Annotated in this window: 16 protein-coding genes; 4 read left to right on the top strand and 12 right to left on the bottom strand. The window is 61.4% G+C overall.

The window, feature by feature from the left end:
* Window positions 1-56 precede the first annotated feature (56 nt).
* Entirely contained in the window at window positions 57-530 is a 474-nt protein-coding gene (gene greA / locus ACQ66M_RS11800; RefSeq protein WP_350170615.1) for a transcription elongation factor GreA, read from the top strand.
* Window positions 531-1,610 carry a mitochondrial fission ELM1 family protein gene (locus ACQ66M_RS11795; protein WP_430403969.1) on the top strand — a complete coding sequence of 360 codons (1,080 nt, stop codon included), beginning with the start codon at window positions 531-533 and terminating at the stop codon, window positions 1,608-1,610. It begins immediately after the preceding gene.
* Window positions 1,611-1,663: 53 nt separating this feature from the next.
* Here the strand turns inward: ACQ66M_RS11795 and mnmA are convergent, their stop codons facing one another.
* From mnmA to ACQ66M_RS11760, 7 genes are all read right to left on the bottom strand, one after another.
* A complete protein-coding gene (gene mnmA, locus ACQ66M_RS11790; protein ID WP_430403967.1) occupies window positions 1,664-2,848 on the bottom strand; it encodes a tRNA 2-thiouridine(34) synthase MnmA in 1,185 nt (394 codons plus the stop codon).
* Window positions 2,849-2,956: 108 nt separating this feature from the next.
* Window positions 2,957-3,799, bottom strand: a complete 843-nt coding sequence (locus ACQ66M_RS11785) for a CheR family methyltransferase (RefSeq protein WP_430403965.1) — start codon at window positions 3,797-3,799, stop codon at window positions 2,957-2,959.
* Between the two features lie 70 nt (window positions 3,800-3,869).
* A complete protein-coding gene (locus ACQ66M_RS11780; protein WP_350170611.1) occupies window positions 3,870-4,235 on the bottom strand; it encodes a response regulator in 366 nt (121 codons plus the stop codon).
* 98 nt (window positions 4,236-4,333) lie between these two features.
* Window positions 4,334-4,975, bottom strand: a complete 642-nt coding sequence (locus ACQ66M_RS11775; protein ID WP_350170610.1) for a histidine phosphotransferase family protein — start codon at window positions 4,973-4,975, stop codon at window positions 4,334-4,336.
* A 194-nt stretch (window positions 4,976-5,169) separates the two neighbouring features.
* Window positions 5,170-5,517: a YdbL family protein gene (locus tag ACQ66M_RS11770; protein ID WP_350170609.1), complete on the bottom strand. Its 348-nt coding sequence runs from the start codon at window positions 5,515-5,517 to the stop codon at window positions 5,170-5,172.
* A 19-nt stretch (window positions 5,518-5,536) separates the two neighbouring features.
* Entirely contained in the window at window positions 5,537-5,737 is a 201-nt protein-coding gene (locus tag ACQ66M_RS11765; protein WP_350170608.1) for a YnbE family lipoprotein, read from the bottom strand.
* Window positions 5,738-5,810: 73 nt separating this feature from the next.
* The gene (locus ACQ66M_RS11760) at window positions 5,811-9,149 is read right to left on the bottom strand and encodes an intermembrane phospholipid transport protein YdbH family protein (RefSeq protein WP_430403963.1); all 3,339 of its coding nucleotides are present in this window, start codon (window positions 9,147-9,149) and stop codon (window positions 5,811-5,813) included.
* Between the two features lie 177 nt (window positions 9,150-9,326).
* Here ACQ66M_RS11760 and ACQ66M_RS11755 point away from each other — a divergent pair, with 177 nt between their 5' ends.
* Together ACQ66M_RS11755 and ACQ66M_RS11750 are read left to right on the top strand one after the other, a co-directional pair.
* Window positions 9,327-10,700, top strand: a complete 1,374-nt coding sequence (locus ACQ66M_RS11755) for a M23 family metallopeptidase (RefSeq protein ID WP_350170606.1) — start codon at window positions 9,327-9,329, stop codon at window positions 10,698-10,700.
* A 114-nt stretch (window positions 10,701-10,814) separates the two neighbouring features.
* Window positions 10,815-12,182, top strand: coding sequence for a M23 family metallopeptidase (locus ACQ66M_RS11750; RefSeq protein WP_350170605.1), 1,368 nt, complete (start codon window positions 10,815-10,817; stop codon window positions 12,180-12,182).
* 64 nt (window positions 12,183-12,246) lie between these two features.
* Here ACQ66M_RS11750 and clpB read toward each other — a convergent pair whose 3' ends face one another.
* The 5 genes from clpB to prfA all read right to left on the bottom strand — a co-directional run bounded on the left by clpB (window position 12,247) and on the right by prfA (window position 18,357).
* A complete protein-coding gene (clpB, locus tag ACQ66M_RS11745; RefSeq protein ID WP_430403961.1) occupies window positions 12,247-14,862 on the bottom strand; it encodes an ATP-dependent chaperone ClpB in 2,616 nt (871 codons plus the stop codon).
* 126 nt (window positions 14,863-14,988) lie between these two features.
* Window positions 14,989-15,519 carry a GNAT family N-acetyltransferase gene (locus tag ACQ66M_RS11740; RefSeq protein WP_350170604.1) on the bottom strand — a complete coding sequence of 177 codons (531 nt, stop codon included), beginning with the start codon at window positions 15,517-15,519 and terminating at the stop codon, window positions 14,989-14,991.
* An 11-nt stretch (window positions 15,520-15,530) separates the two neighbouring features.
* On the bottom strand, window positions 15,531-16,229 hold the full coding sequence (locus tag ACQ66M_RS11735) for a DUF4167 domain-containing protein (protein ID WP_430403959.1): 699 nt from the start codon (window positions 16,227-16,229) through the stop codon (window positions 15,531-15,533).
* A gap of 194 nt (window positions 16,230-16,423) precedes the next feature.
* Complete coding sequence (gene prmC, locus ACQ66M_RS11730) at window positions 16,424-17,260, bottom strand: peptide chain release factor N(5)-glutamine methyltransferase (RefSeq protein ID WP_430403957.1); 837 nt, start codon at window positions 17,258-17,260, stop codon at window positions 16,424-16,426.
* Between the two features lie 20 nt (window positions 17,261-17,280).
* Entirely contained in the window at window positions 17,281-18,357 is a 1,077-nt protein-coding gene (gene prfA, locus ACQ66M_RS11725) for a peptide chain release factor 1 (protein ID WP_430403955.1), read from the bottom strand.
* Window positions 18,358-18,359 lie beyond the last annotated feature (2 nt).

Below are 18,359 nucleotides of genomic sequence, written 5' to 3'. Positions count from 1 at the left end.
GCCTGCATTTTTGCGACAAGCATTTCGCGCCAATAGAGAAGAATAAGGGATCCGACATGGAACGTATTCCCATGACCGCTGAAGGCCATGCTGCACTTCAGACAGAACTGAAGGCACTTAAATCCATTGAGCGTCCGAGCATCATCGCGGCGATCGCGGAAGCGCGCGCGCACGGCGACCTGTCGGAAAACGCCGAATATCACGCCGCCAAGGAGAAGCAGAGCTTCATCGAGGGCCGGATCAGCGAGATCGACGACAAGCTCGCGCGCGCTGACGTCATCGATGTCAGCAAGTTCAGCGGCACCAGGATCCGCTTCGGCGCCACGGTCACGATTGTCGACGTCGACACCGAAGACTCGCAGACCTACAAGATCGTCGGCGAAGACGAAGCCTCGGTAAAACTGGGCAAGATTTCCGTGACCTCGCCCATCGCCCGTGCCCTGATCGGCAAGGAAGAAGGCGACGAGGCCGAAGTGGCCGCTCCGTCCGGGGCACGCGCCTATGAGATCGCCAAGGTCGAGTACAAGTAAATGAGCGGGGGCGGCCCGCTCGGACCTTCCGTCTGGGCGGTGTCAGATGGCCGCGCGGGCAACGCGTCCCAGGTGCGTGCCATTCTTCAGGCGCTGGGCGAGACACGCCGCTGGATGAAGATTGCGCACATTGACGGCGCGGCGCATCGCAACGAACCGATCACGCTCAGCCCCCGCGCGCCATGGACATGGCTGCCGGCCGACAAATGGCCCCTGCTGAAACATTCCCTGCCTGCCGGTCAGCGCAGCGTGCTCGAAGGGCCCTGGCCCACGGTCTGGATCGCGGCCGGCCGCCGCTCGGCGCCGTTCACACGGGCGGTGCGCGCGCTATCAGGGGGCAAGACCATGACTGTGCAGATCCTCGACCCGAATATCGCGCCGGATAATTTCGACATGCTGGTCGTGCCCTCGCATGACGGCGTGTCCGGCCCGAACGTGATCGAAACAATCGGCTCGCCCTCCTATTTCGCGCCCGACCAGATCGAGGATGCGGGGCAGGCCTTTGCCGACCTTGCCGACGAGCGCGCCAAAAGCGCCATCGTCATCATCGGTGGCGATTCCAAAACGCACACGTTTTCCGACGCGGCCGCCGAGCGTATCGAAGGCCAGTTGCGCGACCTTGCCGGCCTTGGCTGGCGCCTGCGCATCACCACGTCGCGCCGCACGCCTTTGGCCGGGGTCGCCCGCTTCCGCAGTTTTGCCGACCAGGTCGGTGCCCGTTTCTGGTCAGGTCCGGAAGACGGCCAGAATCCCTATCTTGCCTGGCTCGCCTTTTCTGATGTCGCCATTGTCACCGAAGACAGCGCCAACATGCTGTCAGACGCGGCCTGGCATGGCCTGCCGGTGCACATTGCCCGTCTCGAAGGACGGCACGACAAGTTCGACCGCCTGCATGACAGCCTGATCGATCATGGTGCGGCGCGCTGGTTCGGCGGCACGCTGGAAACCTGGACCTACCCGCCTTTACGCGAGGCTGACCGCGTCGCCGACGCCATCGTCGCCAGACTGCTCGAACGCCACCCCCAACCCGCCATGCCCGCCAGCCCGACCACCGTCGCCCCACCCGACTGGATGGGGTGACACGAAACTGCCCTCTCCCGGGGGAGATGAAGGCGCCGCACGCGCAGGCGAAATCAGGCTGCGACGACCCGCTCATCCGCCGGGATCGGCTTCAGGATAAAGCCGCCACCCAGGATACGTGTCGTGCCATCCGGGTCATACAGGACCGCCGCCTGCCCGCGCGCAACGCCTTCTTCAGGTTGATCGAACCAGATCACCGGAATATCGCCCTGCCAGCCGAGCCGCCCCGGCACCGGCGGCCGTGTCGAGCGCACCCGCACCAGCACCGCCGCGCCGGCATCCGCCGCCGCTTCCAATGTCCCGGCGCCCAGCCAGTTCAGCTCTTCCAGCAACAGGCCGCTCGTCATCAATGCCTCACGCGGCCCGACGATCACCCGCCGGTGCGGCGCATCGATCTTGACCACGAACAGCGGCTCTCCCACGGCCACGTTCAGCCCGCGCCGCTGGCCGATCGTGTAATGGATCACGCCCTCGTGGTTCCCGAGCACCCTGCCATCAAGATGCACGATCTCGCCTCCGCGCCCGGACCCGGGGCGAAGCTTTTCCACCACTTTCGCGTAGGAGCCTTCCGGTACGAAGCAGATATCCTGGCTGTCAGGCTTGGCCGCGACTGGCAGGTTGAACCGGTCAGCCAGCTCGCGCACTTCGGTCTTCGGCAAGCCGCCGAGCGGAAAGCGGATATAGTCCAGCTGCTCGCGCGTCGTGGCGAACAGGAAGTAGGACTGGTCGCGGCTCGCATCTGCCGCCCGGTGCAGTTCCGGCCCGTCTTCGCCATCCGTACGGCGGATATAATGCCCCGTCGCCAGGCAATCGGCGCCCAGCTCCTTCGCCGTGCGAAGCAGGTCCGAGAACTTGACCGTCTGGTTGCAGCGAATGCACGGGATCGGCGTCGATCCGGCCAGATAGGTGTCGGCGAAATCTTCCATCACCTGTTCGCGGAAGCGGCTTTCATAATCGAGCACATAATGCGGAATGCCGATCTGGTCGGCGACATTGCGGGCATCATGGATATCCTGCCCGGCGCAGCAGGCGCCCTTCTTCTCGATGGCGGCGCCATGATCATAGAGCTGCAGCGTGATGCCGATCACGTCATAGCCCTCGGCCTTCAGCATCGCCGCCACAACAGAGCTGTCGACCCCGCCCGACATGGCGGCGACAACCCGCGTATCTGCAGGCGATTTCGCAAATCCGAGGGAATTCACGCCGCCCGTCCAGGCAACGGTTCTTGCATCTGTCATCTCATACTCCCACCGGGTTCAAGGCCCGGAGCAGCTTCAGGAAGGGCGCATATAGCGCGGGGAAAGGGAAATTGCGAGGGCCCAGCGCGGCAAGGCTACAGCTGAAGCTCAGGCGGCTGACGCCTCGGCATTCGCCGTTCCGGCCGCGACCCAGGCGCCGCGGAAATCACGCGCAGGTTCCAGCTTGTCGGTCAGGCCGATCAGGCCTTCGCCCTGGCCCAGCAATATCATCCCGCCGGGAACCAGTTGGACCGACAGGCTTTCGACCACGCTGACCCGTGCGGAACGCGCCATTCCCGCAAGCACGTTGCGGCAGAAAATGACGTCGAACTTGCCAAGGCCTGCCGCGCTTTCGAGCAGGTTGTGCTGGCGGAAACTGACACGGCCGCGCAGCGCTTCGCTGGCTTCCCACTGGCCGGTTTCCAGCCGGTTGAAATGTTTGGTCAGGCGGTGGATCGACAGGCCCTTCTGCACATCATAGTGGCCATAGCGGCCGAGCCGGGCCTGCTCTGTCGCTACCTTGCAGATGTCGGTGGACAGGATTTCGATCTTTGCGCCGCGCAGGGCGGAGGGCAATTCGTCTTCAAGCAGGATGGCGAGCGAATAGGCCTCCTGGCCGGTCGAACCGCCGGCGAACCAGACTTTCAGGCGCCCGGTATTGCCTGCCTTGAGCCGCGCCGGCAGGACCTCTTCCAGCACACGCCTGAGCGTATCGCGGTCGCGGAAAAAGCTCGTATCCTTCGAGACGAGCGCCGCAGCGACTTCTGCGATAAGGGCCGGATTCGCGCGTGATTTCAGGCAATGGACAAGATCATCCATCGAGCCGAATCCTTCGCGCCGCGCAATCGGGGCCAGACGCGCTTCAATCAGATACGCCTTGGATTTCGGAATCGACTGGCCTGACCCTTTCAGGGCCAGATCCGCCAATTCACTGAACACCTCGTCCTGCATATCCCGCTCCGGTCCCGGGTGATTCAAACCCTAATCGTTACCAATATCGGGGCTTTTATTAAGAAATGCTTCAAACAAGGCCGACTTCTGCGAATTTACTCTCAAGAATATCAGCATCAAACGGCTTCATGATGAACTCGTCGGCGCCGGATCGGATGGCCTCATTGATATGTTCTGCGTCGTTTTCGATTGAGCAGAATACCACGAGAGGCTTCTTCCCGCCATCTTCCCGCCGAAGCGCCCGCAGGAAGTCGAGGCCGTTCATCACGGGCATGTTCCAGTCCAGCAGAACGGCATCCGGCATGCTTTCGCGGCAGGCTTTCAGCGCCTCGGCGCCGTCGCCGGCTTCGGTCACTTTGAACTTGAGATCCTGGATGATACGCGCCGCAACTTTGCGGACGACGCGGGAATCGTCGACAATCAGGCAGGTTTTCATGTTCCGTCTCCCAACGCAGACTTGTCAGCCAAGTTAACTGGTGCCCGACGAGCGTTAAGAATTCGCTGCCAGACTCAAATAATCCTGCCGACCCCGGCTCACCCTTCAGCGCGAATTCGCGTGGCCATGATGATTGCAACATCGTCGCCCTGCTTGGCGGTGATTTCGCCATCAAGGCTGTCGCAGATCATCTTCGCGAACAGGGGTTGAATGTTTTCCGGCTTCCAGCCTTCCTCAGGCTCGATCCCCTGGACTGACCTCGCCGCCTCATCCTTCATTTTCACCCGCTCTCCACGGGAAGAAACGGTCAGGGTCATGCCTGCGGCTTCATTGCGTACGCGCGCATGAATCACGCCGCCGCGCGGCAGCGTATCCACCGCCATCATGATCAGGTTCATCAACAGGCGCGCATGGGAATAGCTCAGATGGTCGGTCGTGATATCCCACTCGATACTGGGCTTCAGACCGTGCAGATAGTTCTCGGTAATCTTCTTGAATTCGTGCATGTCCGCCGTGCCCGCCTGAAGGCCGAGCGAACCGTAGGCATAGCGCAGGAACTGGATCGTTGCGGCCGCCTTGCGGGCGCTCGACCGCAGCAATTCCTCAAACTGCTGGTCCATTTCGGAATCGCCGGGCTCGTCCAGCATTTCAAGCGCACTGGTGACGCCCGAGACGGGTGAAACCAGGTCGTGGCAGATGCGTGAGGAGATAAAGGCTGAAAGCCGTGCAGGATCGATCATGGAAGGTCCAGCCCCGTTTTGAATTCACATTGCCCACAGAATCGAGTGAGCCGCGTCTCGTGTCAATCAATCGGGTATGAAAGTCTTGCGACGGGACGTGTGGTGCCGATTGGGAGCGGGCATGAAACAGCCCTCACAGCGTGGCTGCGAGGGCTGTTGAAAAACCGTGTCGTTCCCGGGCCGAAGCCTGAAGGCTATTTCTTCTTCCAGGCGCCGGTTTCGTCCATGTAATACTGGCCGGCCCCTGTACGAGCGATCTGCTTTTCACCTGTGACGCGGGCGACCTGGGCCACTGTTGTGCCGGTTTGCTGCGACAGCTGCTCGTAGAGTGCGCGGCGCTTGTTATTGATCTCCTGCACTTTGCGGACAATTGCCGGGTCAGCCGAGCCGACAACGCCAAGATAGCCGTCGATACGCTCGCCGATTTCACCGGCCGAAATCGCAGCTTCCAGCTGCGGATCCCCAGCATGCGCGACAGGCGCGCTCACGATGGCAAGCGAGGCGACGGCGAAAGCGAGAAAGATATTCCTGATCATGTTCATGACTTATATCCTGTCGTCGCTATTGTGGAAACAGATCGGGGTTGCTGGAAATCAGGTCTTCGACTTCCTTGTCGAGCTTGATGCGCACTTCCTGATCGATCTTCACATTCAGATTGATCGTGATCGGCTTGTCAGACGGCTCGATACGAATGGTCGGCGTGCATGCCGCTGTGAGAGCGATGCACCCGACGAGCAAGATGGTTTTCTGCGGGGTCGTCAATTTATGACTCCTTTTCCTTGAGCGCGAACATGACACGGTTCAGCTTAACGTCAATCGACCGCATGGTTGTCTCTCATTCACCTGTCTGGTTCTCCTCGTCATTGGCCAGATCGACGAGGATATTGACGAACTTGTCCTGCTGGGTGGCATAGGAACCGCTTCTGACCAGTTCGGTCAGGTTGGCGTCGAGCGAAAGATTGAACTCGAAGGCCTGTCCTTTTGGCATGGTGAGGTTCTTTCCGAACGCGAGCGGCTGCGTATTGCGACCAAGCATATGTATGCTGGCGATGGTCCGGTTCATCAGGTCGCCCGTCAGGCCAATTTCCAGAACGGAGAATTGCAGGTCTTTGAGCGCGTCAAATGCCATTTTGGCGTTCGGATCACTCTCGGCGGCCGAATCCACCGCATCGCCGGTATAGGAAATTCGCCCGCCAGACGCATCCGCTGCCAGACGCGCATCGCGCACCAGAACCTCACTACCGACAAAATCGACCGGGAACGTGCCGCTCACCGTGCCCGTTGCCTGGACATCCGGCAGCTTCAGAACCGAGACCAGCTGGCTGAGTTCGATCGCGTCGGCGGTCACTTCCACGCGCTGATCCTTCCCGCCGAGTGTCCACTCAAGTGGTGAGAGTGCGATCCGGCCGCCCGCGAACGGGAACCCGGCTGTCTCGACGCCAACCACATTGCCCTTGTCGAGATGAAATTCGATGCGGCCATCCGTCAGCGGAACGCCGATGTTCATCGCGCCGACGGTGACGACCTGCCGGCGATCGGTTGTCAGGGCCAACAGGTCGCTGAACCTGACAGTGCCGTTGACACCTTCGACCCGGCCCAGTCGCGTTGTCTGGAAACCGAAATCTTCAATCGTGACCTGTCCCGTAGCTGACAGGCTGCCGGAAACGATATCGACATCCGCCCTGGCCGACGCGTCACCATCGGCATAGGTGAAGACACCGCGCAGTTTCTCCGACAGCATGACGGGCTGAAGCCCGCCCGTGCGAAAGGCGAGCGGCCGCGACCGGATTGCCGCCTGGCCCGTCAGTTTCGCGACGTCGAGGTCAAGCGTCGTGTCGGCCACTGTCGTGTCACTCGCTTGGAGGCGAAGCGGCCCGGTCATCGCCATCTGCCCGTTCGTCAGCGTCGCCGTCATGTCGGAGATCAGCGGCTGGTAAATCGGGTCGTCCCTGTAATCCTTTATCAGTACGCCATTTGCACTGAGATCGCCTGAAAGACCGCCTTTCCCGCTGGTGCCATCGAACCGAAAACTCTCCGCCGATACTTTCGCCGGTATCATTGTGCCACCAAAGACTGTCTCACCAAGGCGTGCTGACAGTTCTGGCGTGCCCCGTCCGGTCGCGATCCCCATGCGGGGCGCTTCACCGGACAGCGTCAAGGTGCGCGATCCGATCGTCAGCGGCAGGTCCATATGGCTCGCCAGGACGGTCATGGCGAGGCCGCCATCTGACGACCAGTCGACGGATGCTTTCGAGAGCTTCAGCGCACCCGACGTGGAGCCGGTTGAGAACGGCAGCTCGACAGCTCCCAGCGTAACGGCACCACTCGGGAACTTGCCTCCCTTGCGGATGAAGCCGCCACCGGAGGGACAGACAGTCAGATTCGCCGGCTCGGCCTGAATGCTGCCGAAAACAAATCCCCGGCTTCTGACGCTGACGCACTTCGTCCCGTCTGGCACGACCTGCCAGCCGGCATCATCACGCGTGACGTGGAAACCGCCGGAAAAATCCGTCGTTTTCAGGTTGATGCCGGAAACAGGTCCCGACAGCGACAGGCGACCGCGACTGAGCAGGTCGAATGCCTCCGGCGCGCTCGACAGGCTGAATGTCTCAAGATCTGCTGACAGGACTTTACCACCTGCCGACCAGGGGCTCAGCTTCAGATCATGCGATCTGATATCCAGCCCGGACTCGCCTTGCTGGACCTGATCGAGCGACAGCGTCAAATTCGGTGCGCCGCCTCCCGACAGGGAAATATTGCCGCTGACCTTGCGTTCCGCCCCGCGAATGGCCAGCCATGGCCCCACCTGAAGCGGCGAGATGACCAGACGCAGTCCGGACGCGGCTTCAAGCACGGTCTTCTCGCGGCTCGAGAAGGAGAAGACGCCGTCCCGCGAACCGGCACTCAGCTCCATGTCCAGATCGAAACCGGCAAGCCCGCGATCAATGGCCGACCGCAGGCTGGCGCCATGATCCGCGAGCATTCCGGGAAACACCACGGGCGCGGTCAGATCCTTGCGCAGTCCTGGCGTCACCTCCGCGCCGGATGCTGATGCATTGCCGGCATAAAGAAGCGTGCCTTCCGCCGACCGGCTGAACATGCCTTGCGACGCGAGTCGCCCGGCCTTGCCCTGCGGTGCCTTGGCGTTGACGGCATTCAGGCTGACCGGACCGCCTATATTACCGGCATCACCCGTCAGCTGGGCCTCGAGGATCATAGCGTCGGCGCCATACCTGTCGCGCGATACCGCCGCCGTCTCCAGCCTGAACGCCGCCTCGGTGAGTACAGACATGACATCACTTGCCGAGAGGCCTGGCAGCTCGGTGAAACTGGCCTCACCTTCGGTTCGCGCCGCGCTCAGCTTTCCGCCCGGAAACGACCCCTCCGCAATCTCGCCCCGCCAGCTTAATGTCATGGGACCATCGCCGACATCGGCCGCGTCCACTGTCGCATCGAATGACGCATTCGAGACAGAGACGGATTTCAGCTCTGCCCGTTCCAGCATCAGGCTGGCCTCGCCGGAAATACGGCCCTTGTCGGCCTGGAGGGAGACGATCCCCTCGGACCATTTGAACTGGCTGCCAGGGCCTTGAAGGTCTGCCGGGTCGAGCACGAGGTCCAGAGCGCCCCTGGCTGGAAAGGTCCCTTGCATCGAGACCGTTGCAGACAGCTCACCCGCGTCCGTTGCAAGAAAAATGCGTCCGTCCGTAATGTCTATCGCGGGAAATAGCAGCGGTGCGGAAGAGTCCGACTGCCCACCCAGCTGTTCGAGCCCATAGAAGCGGACGCCATCATCGCCGAGCGTGCCGCGCACCACGGGCCTGTCGACTGAAACACCGGTCAGTTTCGGGGTCAGCAGGCGTGGCCAGTTCAGACGGACGATGGCCTCTGCTGCCTCGAACGGCACATGGGCGCCAGCGCTGACTTTGAGTCCGCGAATTGTAGCACCATCCGAACCAATGCGGACGAATGTCCCCTCACAGGTGAGTGCCCGCTCGGCGCACCAACCCGCCAGCGCGCGTTCGGCAACCGTCTTGCGCAGGAACCATCCTGTTGCCAACAGCGCGACCAGAAGCATGGCGACCGCCAGCGCGGTCCACCGCACCCAGCGGATCGGTCGCGCGAGCGAGTCGTCGTCCGAAAAGCCTAAATTTTTGTCATCTGTCGTATTCACTGTGCCATCCGGCTTGCATCTTGCTAGTCTGGAAACCTAAAGTTCTAAAAAGGCAAGAAGGCCAAATTTAGCGCGTTCTGTATTCTTTAACGCAACGTGCTTATGTCATTGTGAACGTCTGTTCATCCTCATCCGTTCCCTGGGTGCTGGCGTTCTGAGTAAAACGGGAAGTTGCGCGTGGAAGAAGTCACCGAAACCGAACCGAAAGAGACACACGCGCCGAGCCGTAATGTGTCCCAGGGCCTGAAGAGCCTCGCGGTCCTTGTTGTACTGGGAACGGCCTCTGCCGTGGCCGGCCTGTTCATGGTCGACCCGTCTGGCCAGCCCACTCACGGCACTGCCGACGCAGCGACACCTCCCCCGCTCGCCGTTACCCTGCTCAGCGCCACTGACCTGAACGATCCGGCCGTGCTCGCCCGCAATACCGGCACGCTCAAGTCACGCCAGACCCTGACTGACCTCGTCGTCAGTCTCGGCGCCAACCACCAGGACGCCAATAGCGCACTTCACACACTCTATTCGGGCGACCTGCTCGACGCGCGCCGTCTGCGTCCGGGCCTCCTGGCAGAAGCCTATATGGAGGACGACCAGCTCAGGGCCCTGTCGATCCGAGCCGAAGCCGATCGCAGCCTCCTGATCACGCGCACACAGAATGGTGCCTGGGAAGCCACTGCCCTCAATGCACGTCTGACCCCCTCCTATCACCGCATTGCCGCATCGATCGAGACGTCTATCTACGACACGGCCCGCAGCCTTGGCGCGGGTGACCAGCAGGTCGTCGACTTCGCGAATGCCTTTGCGTATGACGTTGATTTTCAACGAGAAATACATCCCGGCGACGCGTTCGAAATCGTCTACGAAACATATGTCGACGAACGCGGAAAGCCCGTGAAGTCTGGCGAAGTCGTGTTCGCATCGCTGGATGGCCGCGCCCTCAGCCGCGACTTCTACCGCTTTGCACCCAGTGACGACCAGGTCGCTGACTATTTCGACAGCAAGGGCGAAAGCGCCACCAAGTTCCTGATGAAAACGCCCATCAACGGGGCCCGGTTGTCCTCGTCATTCGGCAAGCGGCGCCATCCCATTTCGGGCTATACACGCCTGCACAAGGGCACGGATTTCGCAGCGCCTACGGGAACGCCCGTCTATGCTGCCGGGCATGGGACCGTGGCCCGCGCGAGCCGCTATGGTGGCTATGGCAACTATGTGAAGATCAAGCACGCCAACGGATATCAGACCGCCTACGCGCACCTGTCGCGCTATGGCCGGGGCATGAAAGCCGGAAAGCGCGTGCGCCAGGGTGATATTATCGGATATGTCGGATCAACTGGCGCCTCGACCGGGCCTCATCTCCATTATGAGGTCTACATCAAGGGAACGCCGGTCAATGCAATGCGCCTGAAACTGCCGACCGGGCGCAAGCTGGCCGAAACGCCGGAAATCCTCGCGGAGTTCGCAGCCCGAAAGGCCGAGATCGACCAGATCCGCGCCAGTCAAGGTGCTGATTTCGAGCAGGCACTTCTGGTATCGGCAACAACCGATCAGCCCTGAGCCGAGATGAAATCCATCAACTGACCTGAAATTCGCGTTCGTGGCGTATTTCTTGCTCGTGATGTCCTGAATCACTCAGCGTGGCCCTTTCGGGCCCTGCCAGGGACATCAGATATGAAAACTCGACATCCGGGCCCCGCCAAGGTCGACCGCTCATTCCGGCCGGATCGTGCCCTGGAGTGGGCCATGGGTGCCTTCGTGCTGTTTGGCATGCTGGCGCTTTTCATCTTCGTGCGCCCGCAACCGCCAGCCGAACTCACGAGCGCCAACGCGGCGCAGGCGATGCTGGACTTCCGGGAGAACCTGCCGACGGCCTCGACCGCCAGCCGGATCGGGCAAGTGACGGCCGGCGCAGCCGCCGCCGATGTGCTGGAAGTGCTGGGCGCCAGCGCCGAAGACGCAGAAGCGGCCGTGGCTGCGCTGCGCCAGACAGGCCTTGTTGACCGCAAGCGCATGCGCCCCGGCACGGCGCTGACGGCCTATTTCGACGAGAGCGCGATGCAGGATGACACAAGCCGCCTGATTGCCGTCTCCATCAAGCCTGACGCCAGGAATACCTTGCTCGCCACCCGCCAGGCCGACGACCGCTTTTTCGTGAGCGTTCTGACGGCACGCATGATGACCTCGCACAGGCGCGTCGCGGGCGAGATCGAAACAACGCTTGCTGCTGCATTGACAGAAGGCGGCGGCAAGCCGGGCCACGCGACATCCCTCGCAGCCCTGTTTCCCGATGACGCGGCACTGGCCGCCGGCGGCCTTCGCGGAGACCGTTTCGATGCCGTCTTCGAGATTGCCGAAGACGAGCGTGGAAACTTCATCGAAAATGGTGATCTTGTCTTTGCCGCCTTCAATGGCACGAACAGCCATGGCAGCTGGTATCGCTACACACCCGGAGACTCCGGCCGCACGGAGTTCTTTGACGCGAATGGCGTGGCTGCCCAGCCCTTCCTCACGCGCTTCCCCATCGGACGTGTTCCGATCAATTCAGGATTTGGCCAGCGCTATCACCCGCTCACGGGGTACCTGCACCTGCACACGGGCGTCGACTATCGTGCCCCGGCCGGTACACCAATACAGGCAGCCGGCGACGGCGTGATCGCGTTCATCGGCTTCAATGATGGTTACGGGAAGCATGTCCGAATCAGCCACAAGCGTGGTTTCGAGACCCTGTATGCGCACATGTCGAAATCTGCCGGTCTGGCTGCGGGCGACGCCGTGAAGGCTGGCGACATAATCGGCTATGTCGGCGACACCGGCTCTGCAACCGGCGCGCACCTCCATTACGAAATCCGCCGCAACGGCCGCTACGTGAACCCGATGACGCTCGAACTCCCGTCCGGACGCAACCTGGCGAGCGAACCGGAAGAATACGCAGCCTTCCTGAAGCAGAAGGCGATGATCGACGCCCTTCGCGGCGCAACCGTTCCCGACAGCCTCATGGCAGCCACCTTGCTGCCCGTGGTGCATACGAGCAGTCCGTGACGATCAACAGCAAAAGCGATCTGCCGCGCCCGGCGAAAGCACGGGCGCGGCAGAAATCGTCAGCCTAGTTAAGCGCCACACGTCCCCTGGCGAAATCATTCGGCACGCCGTTGATGGAAAGCATGTCGCCTTCGACACCGACATGGATGGTTTCACCGTCTGCGATGCGGCCTTCAAGCAGCAGGCGCGCAAGCGGGTCCTGAAGCTCTTTCTGAATGACACGCTTCAGCGGACGGGCCCCATAGACGGGATCGTAGCCGCGCGCAGCCAGCCAGTTGCGGGCATCGAGGCTAAGGTCGAGTTTCATCTTGCGTGATGCCAGCAGGTGCTCAAGGCGACCCATCTGGATATCGACAATATGATCGATCTCACCTCGTCCGAGTCGCTTGAAGAAGACGATCTCGTCGATGCGGTTGATAAATTCCGGACGGAAATGCATCCGGATTGCGCTCATCACGCTGTCGCGTGCCGCCTCCGACACGTCACCCTCTTCACCGCTCGCCAGGGCGTCAGCGCCGAGGTTCGAGGTCATGATGATGATCGTGTTCTTGAAGTCCACGGTGCGGCCCTGTCCATCGGTCAGACGCCCGTCATCGAGCACCTGCAGCAGTGTGTTGAAGAGATCCGGGTGGGCCTTCTCAACCTCGTCGAACAGGATCACCTGATAGGGGCGACGGCGAACAGCTTCGGTCAACGCGCCGCCTTCATCATAGCCGACATAGCCGGGAGGCGCGCCAATCAGGCGGGCAACCGAGTGCTTCTCGGAATATTCCGACATGTCGAGCCGCAGGATGGCCGTGTCGTCCTCGAACATGAATTCGGCGAGGGCCTTTGTCAGCTCTGTCTTGCCGACGCCGGTCGGACCGACAAACAGGAAGGAACCTATGGGCCGGTTGGGATCCTGCAAGCCCGCCCGCGCACGCCGCACGGCATTTGATACCGCTTCGAGCGCCGCATCCTGCCCCACGACACGTGCCCGCAGCGCATCTTCCATCTGCAGAAGTTTCTCCCGCTCGCCTTCGAGCATCTTGTCAACCGGGATGCCGGTCCACTTGGAAACAACGGCCGCAATATGCTCGGGCCGGACAACTTCGGATACAAGCCCGTCGTCCTCGTCTTCCGATCCCTCGACATCCTTGATCTGCTTTTCCAGCGCGGGAATGGTCGAGAATTTCAGCTCGGACGCCCTTGCAAGATCGCCAGTCCGCTGTGCCTCGGCCATGTCGGCATAGGCGCGGTCCAGCTGGTCTTTCGCATTGGCCGTCCCCTTGAGCTTGTTCTTTTCGGCCGACCAGGCAGAGGTCAGTTCGTCGGATTTTGACTGCAGGTCGGCAATGTCGGCCTCGATGGTTTTCAGCCGGTCCTTCGATGCGGCATCCTTTTCCTTCTTGAGCGCCTCGGCCTCGATCTTCAGCTGCAGGAGACGACGGTCGATCTCGTCGAGCTCCTCGGGTTTGGAATCCACCTGCATGCGAAGACGCGACGACGCCTCATCCATCAGGTCGATTGCCTTGTCCGGCAGGAACCGGTCTGTGATATACCGGTTCGACAAGGTGGCCGCCGAAACAATCGCGGCATCCGACACGCGCACGCCATGGTGTGCCTCATAGCGCGCCTTCAGTCCACGGAGAATTGAGATCGTGTCCTCGACCGATGGCTCGTCCACGAAAACCGCCATGAAGCGCCGGGCGAGCGCCGGATCGCCTTCAACATGCTTGCGATACTCATCCAGTGTGGTTGCACCGATACAATGCAGTTCACCCCGTGCGAGCGCAGGCTTGAGCAGGTTGGACGCATCCATCGCGCCATCGCCTTTGCCCGCGCCGACGAGCGTATGCATTTCGTCAATGAAGAGAACCACGCCGCCGGCGGCCTGCTGCACTTCGTTCAATACCGCCTTGAGGCGTTCTTCGAACTCGCCGCGGAATTTCGCGCCGGCGATCAGCGCGCCCATGTCGAGCGCAAGCAGGCGCTTGCCCTTCAGGCTTTCAGGGACATCACCATTGATTATGCGCAGCGCGAGACCTTCGGCAATGGCCGTCTTGCCGACGCCGGGTTCGCCGATCAGGACCGGGTTGTTTTTCGAGCGGCGCGAGAGAACCTGCATCGTGCGGCGGATTTCCTCGTCGCGGCCAATGACCGGATCAAGCTTGCCGTCGCGCGCATCCTGGGTCAGGTCGCGGGAATATTTCTTGAGGGCCTCGTAGCCCTCTTCGGCATTGGCGCTGTCGGCCGTGCGGCCCTGGCGAAGCTCGCTGATTGCCGCTTCCAGCGCCCTGGCCGTCACGCCGGCACTCTTCAGAGCCTCGGCGGCCGGATCGCCGGAGAGCCCCGCAATTGCCAGCAACATGCGTTCGGTCGTGACAAACGAATCGCCTGCTTTCTTCGCGCTGTCTTCTGCGTCCTGGAACAGCTTTGCGGATGATTGCTCCAGGCGCAGACCGGTATTGGCCCCCGTCACCCTGGGCAGTTTGGCAAGTGCGCCATCAACGCCCTGCACAACCAGTTCCGGTCGCCCGCCAGACGCACGGATGAGGTTCACGGCCAGCTGATCGCGATCCTCAAGCATGATCTTGAGCATATGAGCGGGCGTGAGTGTCTGGTGGCCGCTGGCGAGCGCGGCGGTCTGGGCGCTCTGCACGATTGCGCGTGCGCGTTCTGTGTACTGGTCAATATTCATGGTCATCCCCTTCCAAAGGCAGACTCGATCAGTGGAAACGAGGCCCCGCTCAGCGGCGGCCTCCGACTATGATCTGGATTTGGGGAGGGACATGGAACTCTGCAAGGCACGCGGCCTGCGACAAGTTCAATCGCGCCGGAGAATGAACTCGAGATCAACCTGGGCGCCAACGGGAAAGTCGTATTCGCCGACACGGGTGAAGCCGTACCGACTGTAGAATTTCCGGGCCTTCACGTTTTCAGACCATACCCCCAGGAACAGGGGCGGACGGCCCGCTGCATCGACCCAGTCCAGTACCGGCCCCATCAGCGCTGCGCCCACACCCAGTGACAGGATATCCGGGCGCACATAGAGCCGTCGCAGCTGGAGCGCGCCGTCCGGCATGGGATCGACCGGGAGGTCACATGGGCTCGCCTGAGCGTAGCCCGCGAGCGAGCCATCAGGCGATTCGGCAATCCAGATTGGCCGGTCCGGCCTCGATACCTGGCGGCGCCAACTCTGCAGGCCATAGTTGTCACGCAGAAAGGCATCGAGATCGTCCTGCGGATAAAGGTGACCAAATGCTGCCACGAATGACTGTATACCAAGCGCCTGCAGCGGCTCTGCATCTGCGGGTACGGCACGCCGTATCGCAATGTCCTGGCGCAGGTCAGACACTTCGCGTGAGCCTAGTCTGCGGTGGTCTCTGCGGCGTCGTCAGCGCGAGACACGTCTTCTGACGCGTCAGGGGCGGCCTTGCGGCGACCGCGTGACAAGGTCTTCATGACCCCATCCGTCACGGCTTCGGGATCTTCAGACGCCTCTTTCGCACGATACGGTTTGCGACGCGTTTTCGGACGATCCGCAGCCGTCTTCGGCTTCCGTTCGGAATCGGCATCAGCGGCATTCGTTTGGTCGCCATCTATCACCTTGAGGGACTCGGGCGTGTCGGACGCTGCCTCACCCTCCTCAGGCTCGGGATTGCGATTTGGCCGCGACGTGACTTCAACCGAAGCTTCCTCCTGGCGATTGTCAGAATCGGAGTCGCCATCGGAGCCATCATTGCGGTTGTCGCGATCATCGCGCCGATTATCCCGGTCATCGCGACCACCACGCTGTGACGGCTGCTGCTTGTCCTTGGCTTCCAGCTGCTTTGCCACGATCCGCTGATAGTGTTCTGCGAACTGGAAATATGCTTCAGACAATACACGGTCGCCACTTGTATGGGCGTCCCGGGCATATTGCTGATATTTTTCAAGAACCTGCTGGGCGGACCCACGGATCTTTACGTCCGGACCGACACTTTCATAGTGACGGTTCGGATTATTGTGATTGTTGGTATTGTTATTACCGCCTGAGCGACGATTGCGCCCGCGTGAGCGTTTCATGAATGTGTATCCCGTTTCATGCGCCTGCGTGTCTTGCAGGCAATTCCCAACGCAATGGCCTAAGGATTGATGGCCGAGCCCCGTATTTGCGCGAGTCTGACGAGGGTGGAGCAGACTTGCCTTAAGCGGCTTCCAGCACCTCACGCACAGGTTCTAACCTGTAATATGCGCTCCGCCAAGCGGAAATGTGCGTGTCAGGAACGCGGCTGGATCGCCCAGACAACACGGTCATTGCCGTTCAGGTCCGGGCGCCTGTCAATGTTAACCATCCCGGCACCGGACAGGATATTGCGCACATCCGCTTTCTGGTCGAATCCAATCTCCAGAACCAGCGGAGTGCCCGGCTTGAGATACCGGCGCGCAAGGGCAGCGATTTCACGATAGGCATCGAGCCCATCTGCTCCGCCATCAAGCGCGGCGAGCGGATCGTGGCGTTGCACCTCGGGCTCCAGCGTTGAAAGCACCCCGGTACGAATATAGGGCGGATTGGATATGACGAGGTCGACGTCATCCCAGCCCGCCCAGTCTCCCCACGACTGAATGGACACCGACCCGCGCGCGCCAAGACCGTGCCGGTCGATATTTTCCCGGGCCAGTGATGCGGCCAGCGGATCAGCTTCAACACCGACGCCTCTCGCTTCCGGACGGTTCACAAGCATGGCGACAAGCAGGCAGCCGGAACCTGTTCCAAGGTCGGCGACCGAAACACCCGGACGGTCAGGCAGCAGGCGCAGCGCAGTTTCCACAACGACTTCGCTGTCGGCGCGTGGGACCAGAGCGCGCGCGTCAGATATGAATTCCAGACCAGAGAACGACGCCGAACCGGCAATGTGCTGGAATGGCTCGCGTGCCCCGCGGCGACTGACCATCAGTTCAAATTTGTCCGCGATACTGGCCGCAGGGTACCGGTCTCCCGCCAGGATCAATTCCGACGTGGTCAGCTCAGATGCCAGTGACATCAGAAGGCGGGCTTCACGCTGCGGCGAGTCAAGTCCGGACTTGCGCAACCGCCCGGCGGCCGTGACGATCAAGTCCGTATACGTCAAGCGGTTCAGTTCTCGTTCTCCATTGCCGCCAGCTTGCGGGCCTGATCTTCCGTAATCAGTGCCTCCACGACATCGTTCAGCTTGTCGCCCGTGATGATCCGGTCCAGTGAATACAGTGTCAGGCCGATGCGATGGTCCGTCATGCGATTTTCCGGGAAATTATAGGTCCGCACTTTCTGGCTTCGGTCACCCGACCCGATCTGGTTCGCGCGCGCCTCGGCGCGTTCGGCGTCCTTCATCGAACGTTCGCGTTCGTAGAGGCGAATCTTGAGTTGCTCCATCGCCTTTTCGCGGTTCACGTGCTGCGACTTCTCGGAACTGGTCGCCACGATCCCCGTCGGCAAGTGCGTGATACGCACGGCGGAGTCGGTCGTGTTGACGTGCTGACCACCGGCACCTGACGAGCGCATTGTATCAATACGGATATCTTCAGGGCGAACCTCAATCTCGACATTTTCCGGGGCCGGAAGAACCGCCACAGTCGCGGCAGATGTATGAATGCGTCCTTGCGTCTCCGTTGCCGGCACGCGCTGGACGCGGTGTACGCCGCTCTCCCATTTCATGTGCCCGAATACGCCGTCGCCGGACACGTTTGCGATCAGTTCCTTGTAACCGCCGGCATCGCCCTCCGATGCGTCCACGATATCCACTTTCCAGCCCATGATCTGGAAATACCGGGAATACATCCGGAACAGGTCGCCGGCGAACAGGGCCGCTTCGTCGCCGCCGGTCCCGGCCCGCAATTCCATCACGATATCAGCCTTGTCGTCGACATCCTTGGGCAGGAGCAGAACCTGGACTTCCTGTTCCAGCGCCGGCAGGCGGTCTTTGAGATCTTCGACTTCGGCGCGGGCGAGTTCGACCATATCGGGATCACCGCTTGAAACAAGGGCTTCGGCTTCGCTGAACTCCCTGCGAGCGGACATCAGCTCGCGGGCCTTGTCGACAACGGGTTTGAGTTCAGCATGCTCTTTCGACAGGGAAATGATTTCCGCTGTCTCGGTTGCCGCGCCCATGCGGGCTTCGACCTGATCGAACCGGTCGATGACTTGTTGCAGTCTGGAAGGGGAAATAGTGGCCATGG

Source organism: Hyphomonas sp., from assembly GCF_965284475.1.
Classification (GTDB): domain Bacteria; phylum Pseudomonadota; class Alphaproteobacteria; order Caulobacterales; family Hyphomonadaceae; genus Hyphomonas.
The sequence above is the reverse complement of the archived record's forward strand: the minus strand, read 5'-3'. Positions and strand labels throughout refer to the sequence as shown.

What these genes read in the sequence shown, in the direction of transcription:
- ACQ66M_RS11775 (WP_350170610.1), bottom strand. Translation starts at nt 4,975, where the DNA reads ATGATCGATCCTGCACGGCTTTCAGCCTTTATCTCCTCACGCATCTGC.
- ACQ66M_RS11780 (WP_350170611.1), bottom strand. Translation starts at nt 4,235, where the DNA reads ATGAAAACCTGCCTGATTGTCGACGATTCCCGCGTCGTCCGCAAAGTT.
- prfA (WP_430403955.1), bottom strand. Translation starts at nt 18,357, where the DNA reads ATGGCCACTATTTCCCCTTCCAGACTGCAACAAGTCATCGACCGGTTC.
- mnmA (WP_430403967.1), bottom strand. Translation starts at nt 2,848, where the DNA reads ATGACAGATGCAAGAACCGTTGCCTGGACGGGCGGCGTGAATTCCCTC.
- ACQ66M_RS11770 (WP_350170609.1), bottom strand. Translation starts at nt 5,517, where the DNA reads ATGAACATGATCAGGAATATCTTTCTCGCTTTCGCCGTCGCCTCGCTT.
- ACQ66M_RS11750 (WP_350170605.1), top strand. Translation starts at nt 10,815, where the DNA reads ATGAAAACTCGACATCCGGGCCCCGCCAAGGTCGACCGCTCATTCCGG.
- ACQ66M_RS11785 (WP_430403965.1), bottom strand. Translation starts at nt 3,799, where the DNA reads ATGCAGGACGAGGTGTTCAGTGAATTGGCGGATCTGGCCCTGAAAGGG.
- greA (WP_350170615.1), top strand. Translation starts at nt 57, where the DNA reads ATGGAACGTATTCCCATGACCGCTGAAGGCCATGCTGCACTTCAGACA.
- ACQ66M_RS11795 (WP_430403969.1), top strand. Translation starts at nt 531, where the DNA reads ATGAGCGGGGGCGGCCCGCTCGGACCTTCCGTCTGGGCGGTGTCAGAT.
- clpB (WP_430403961.1), bottom strand. Translation starts at nt 14,862, where the DNA reads ATGAATATTGACCAGTACACAGAACGCGCACGCGCAATCGTGCAGAGC.
- ACQ66M_RS11735 (WP_430403959.1), bottom strand. Translation starts at nt 16,229, where the DNA reads ATGAAACGCTCACGCGGGCGCAATCGTCGCTCAGGCGGTAATAACAAT.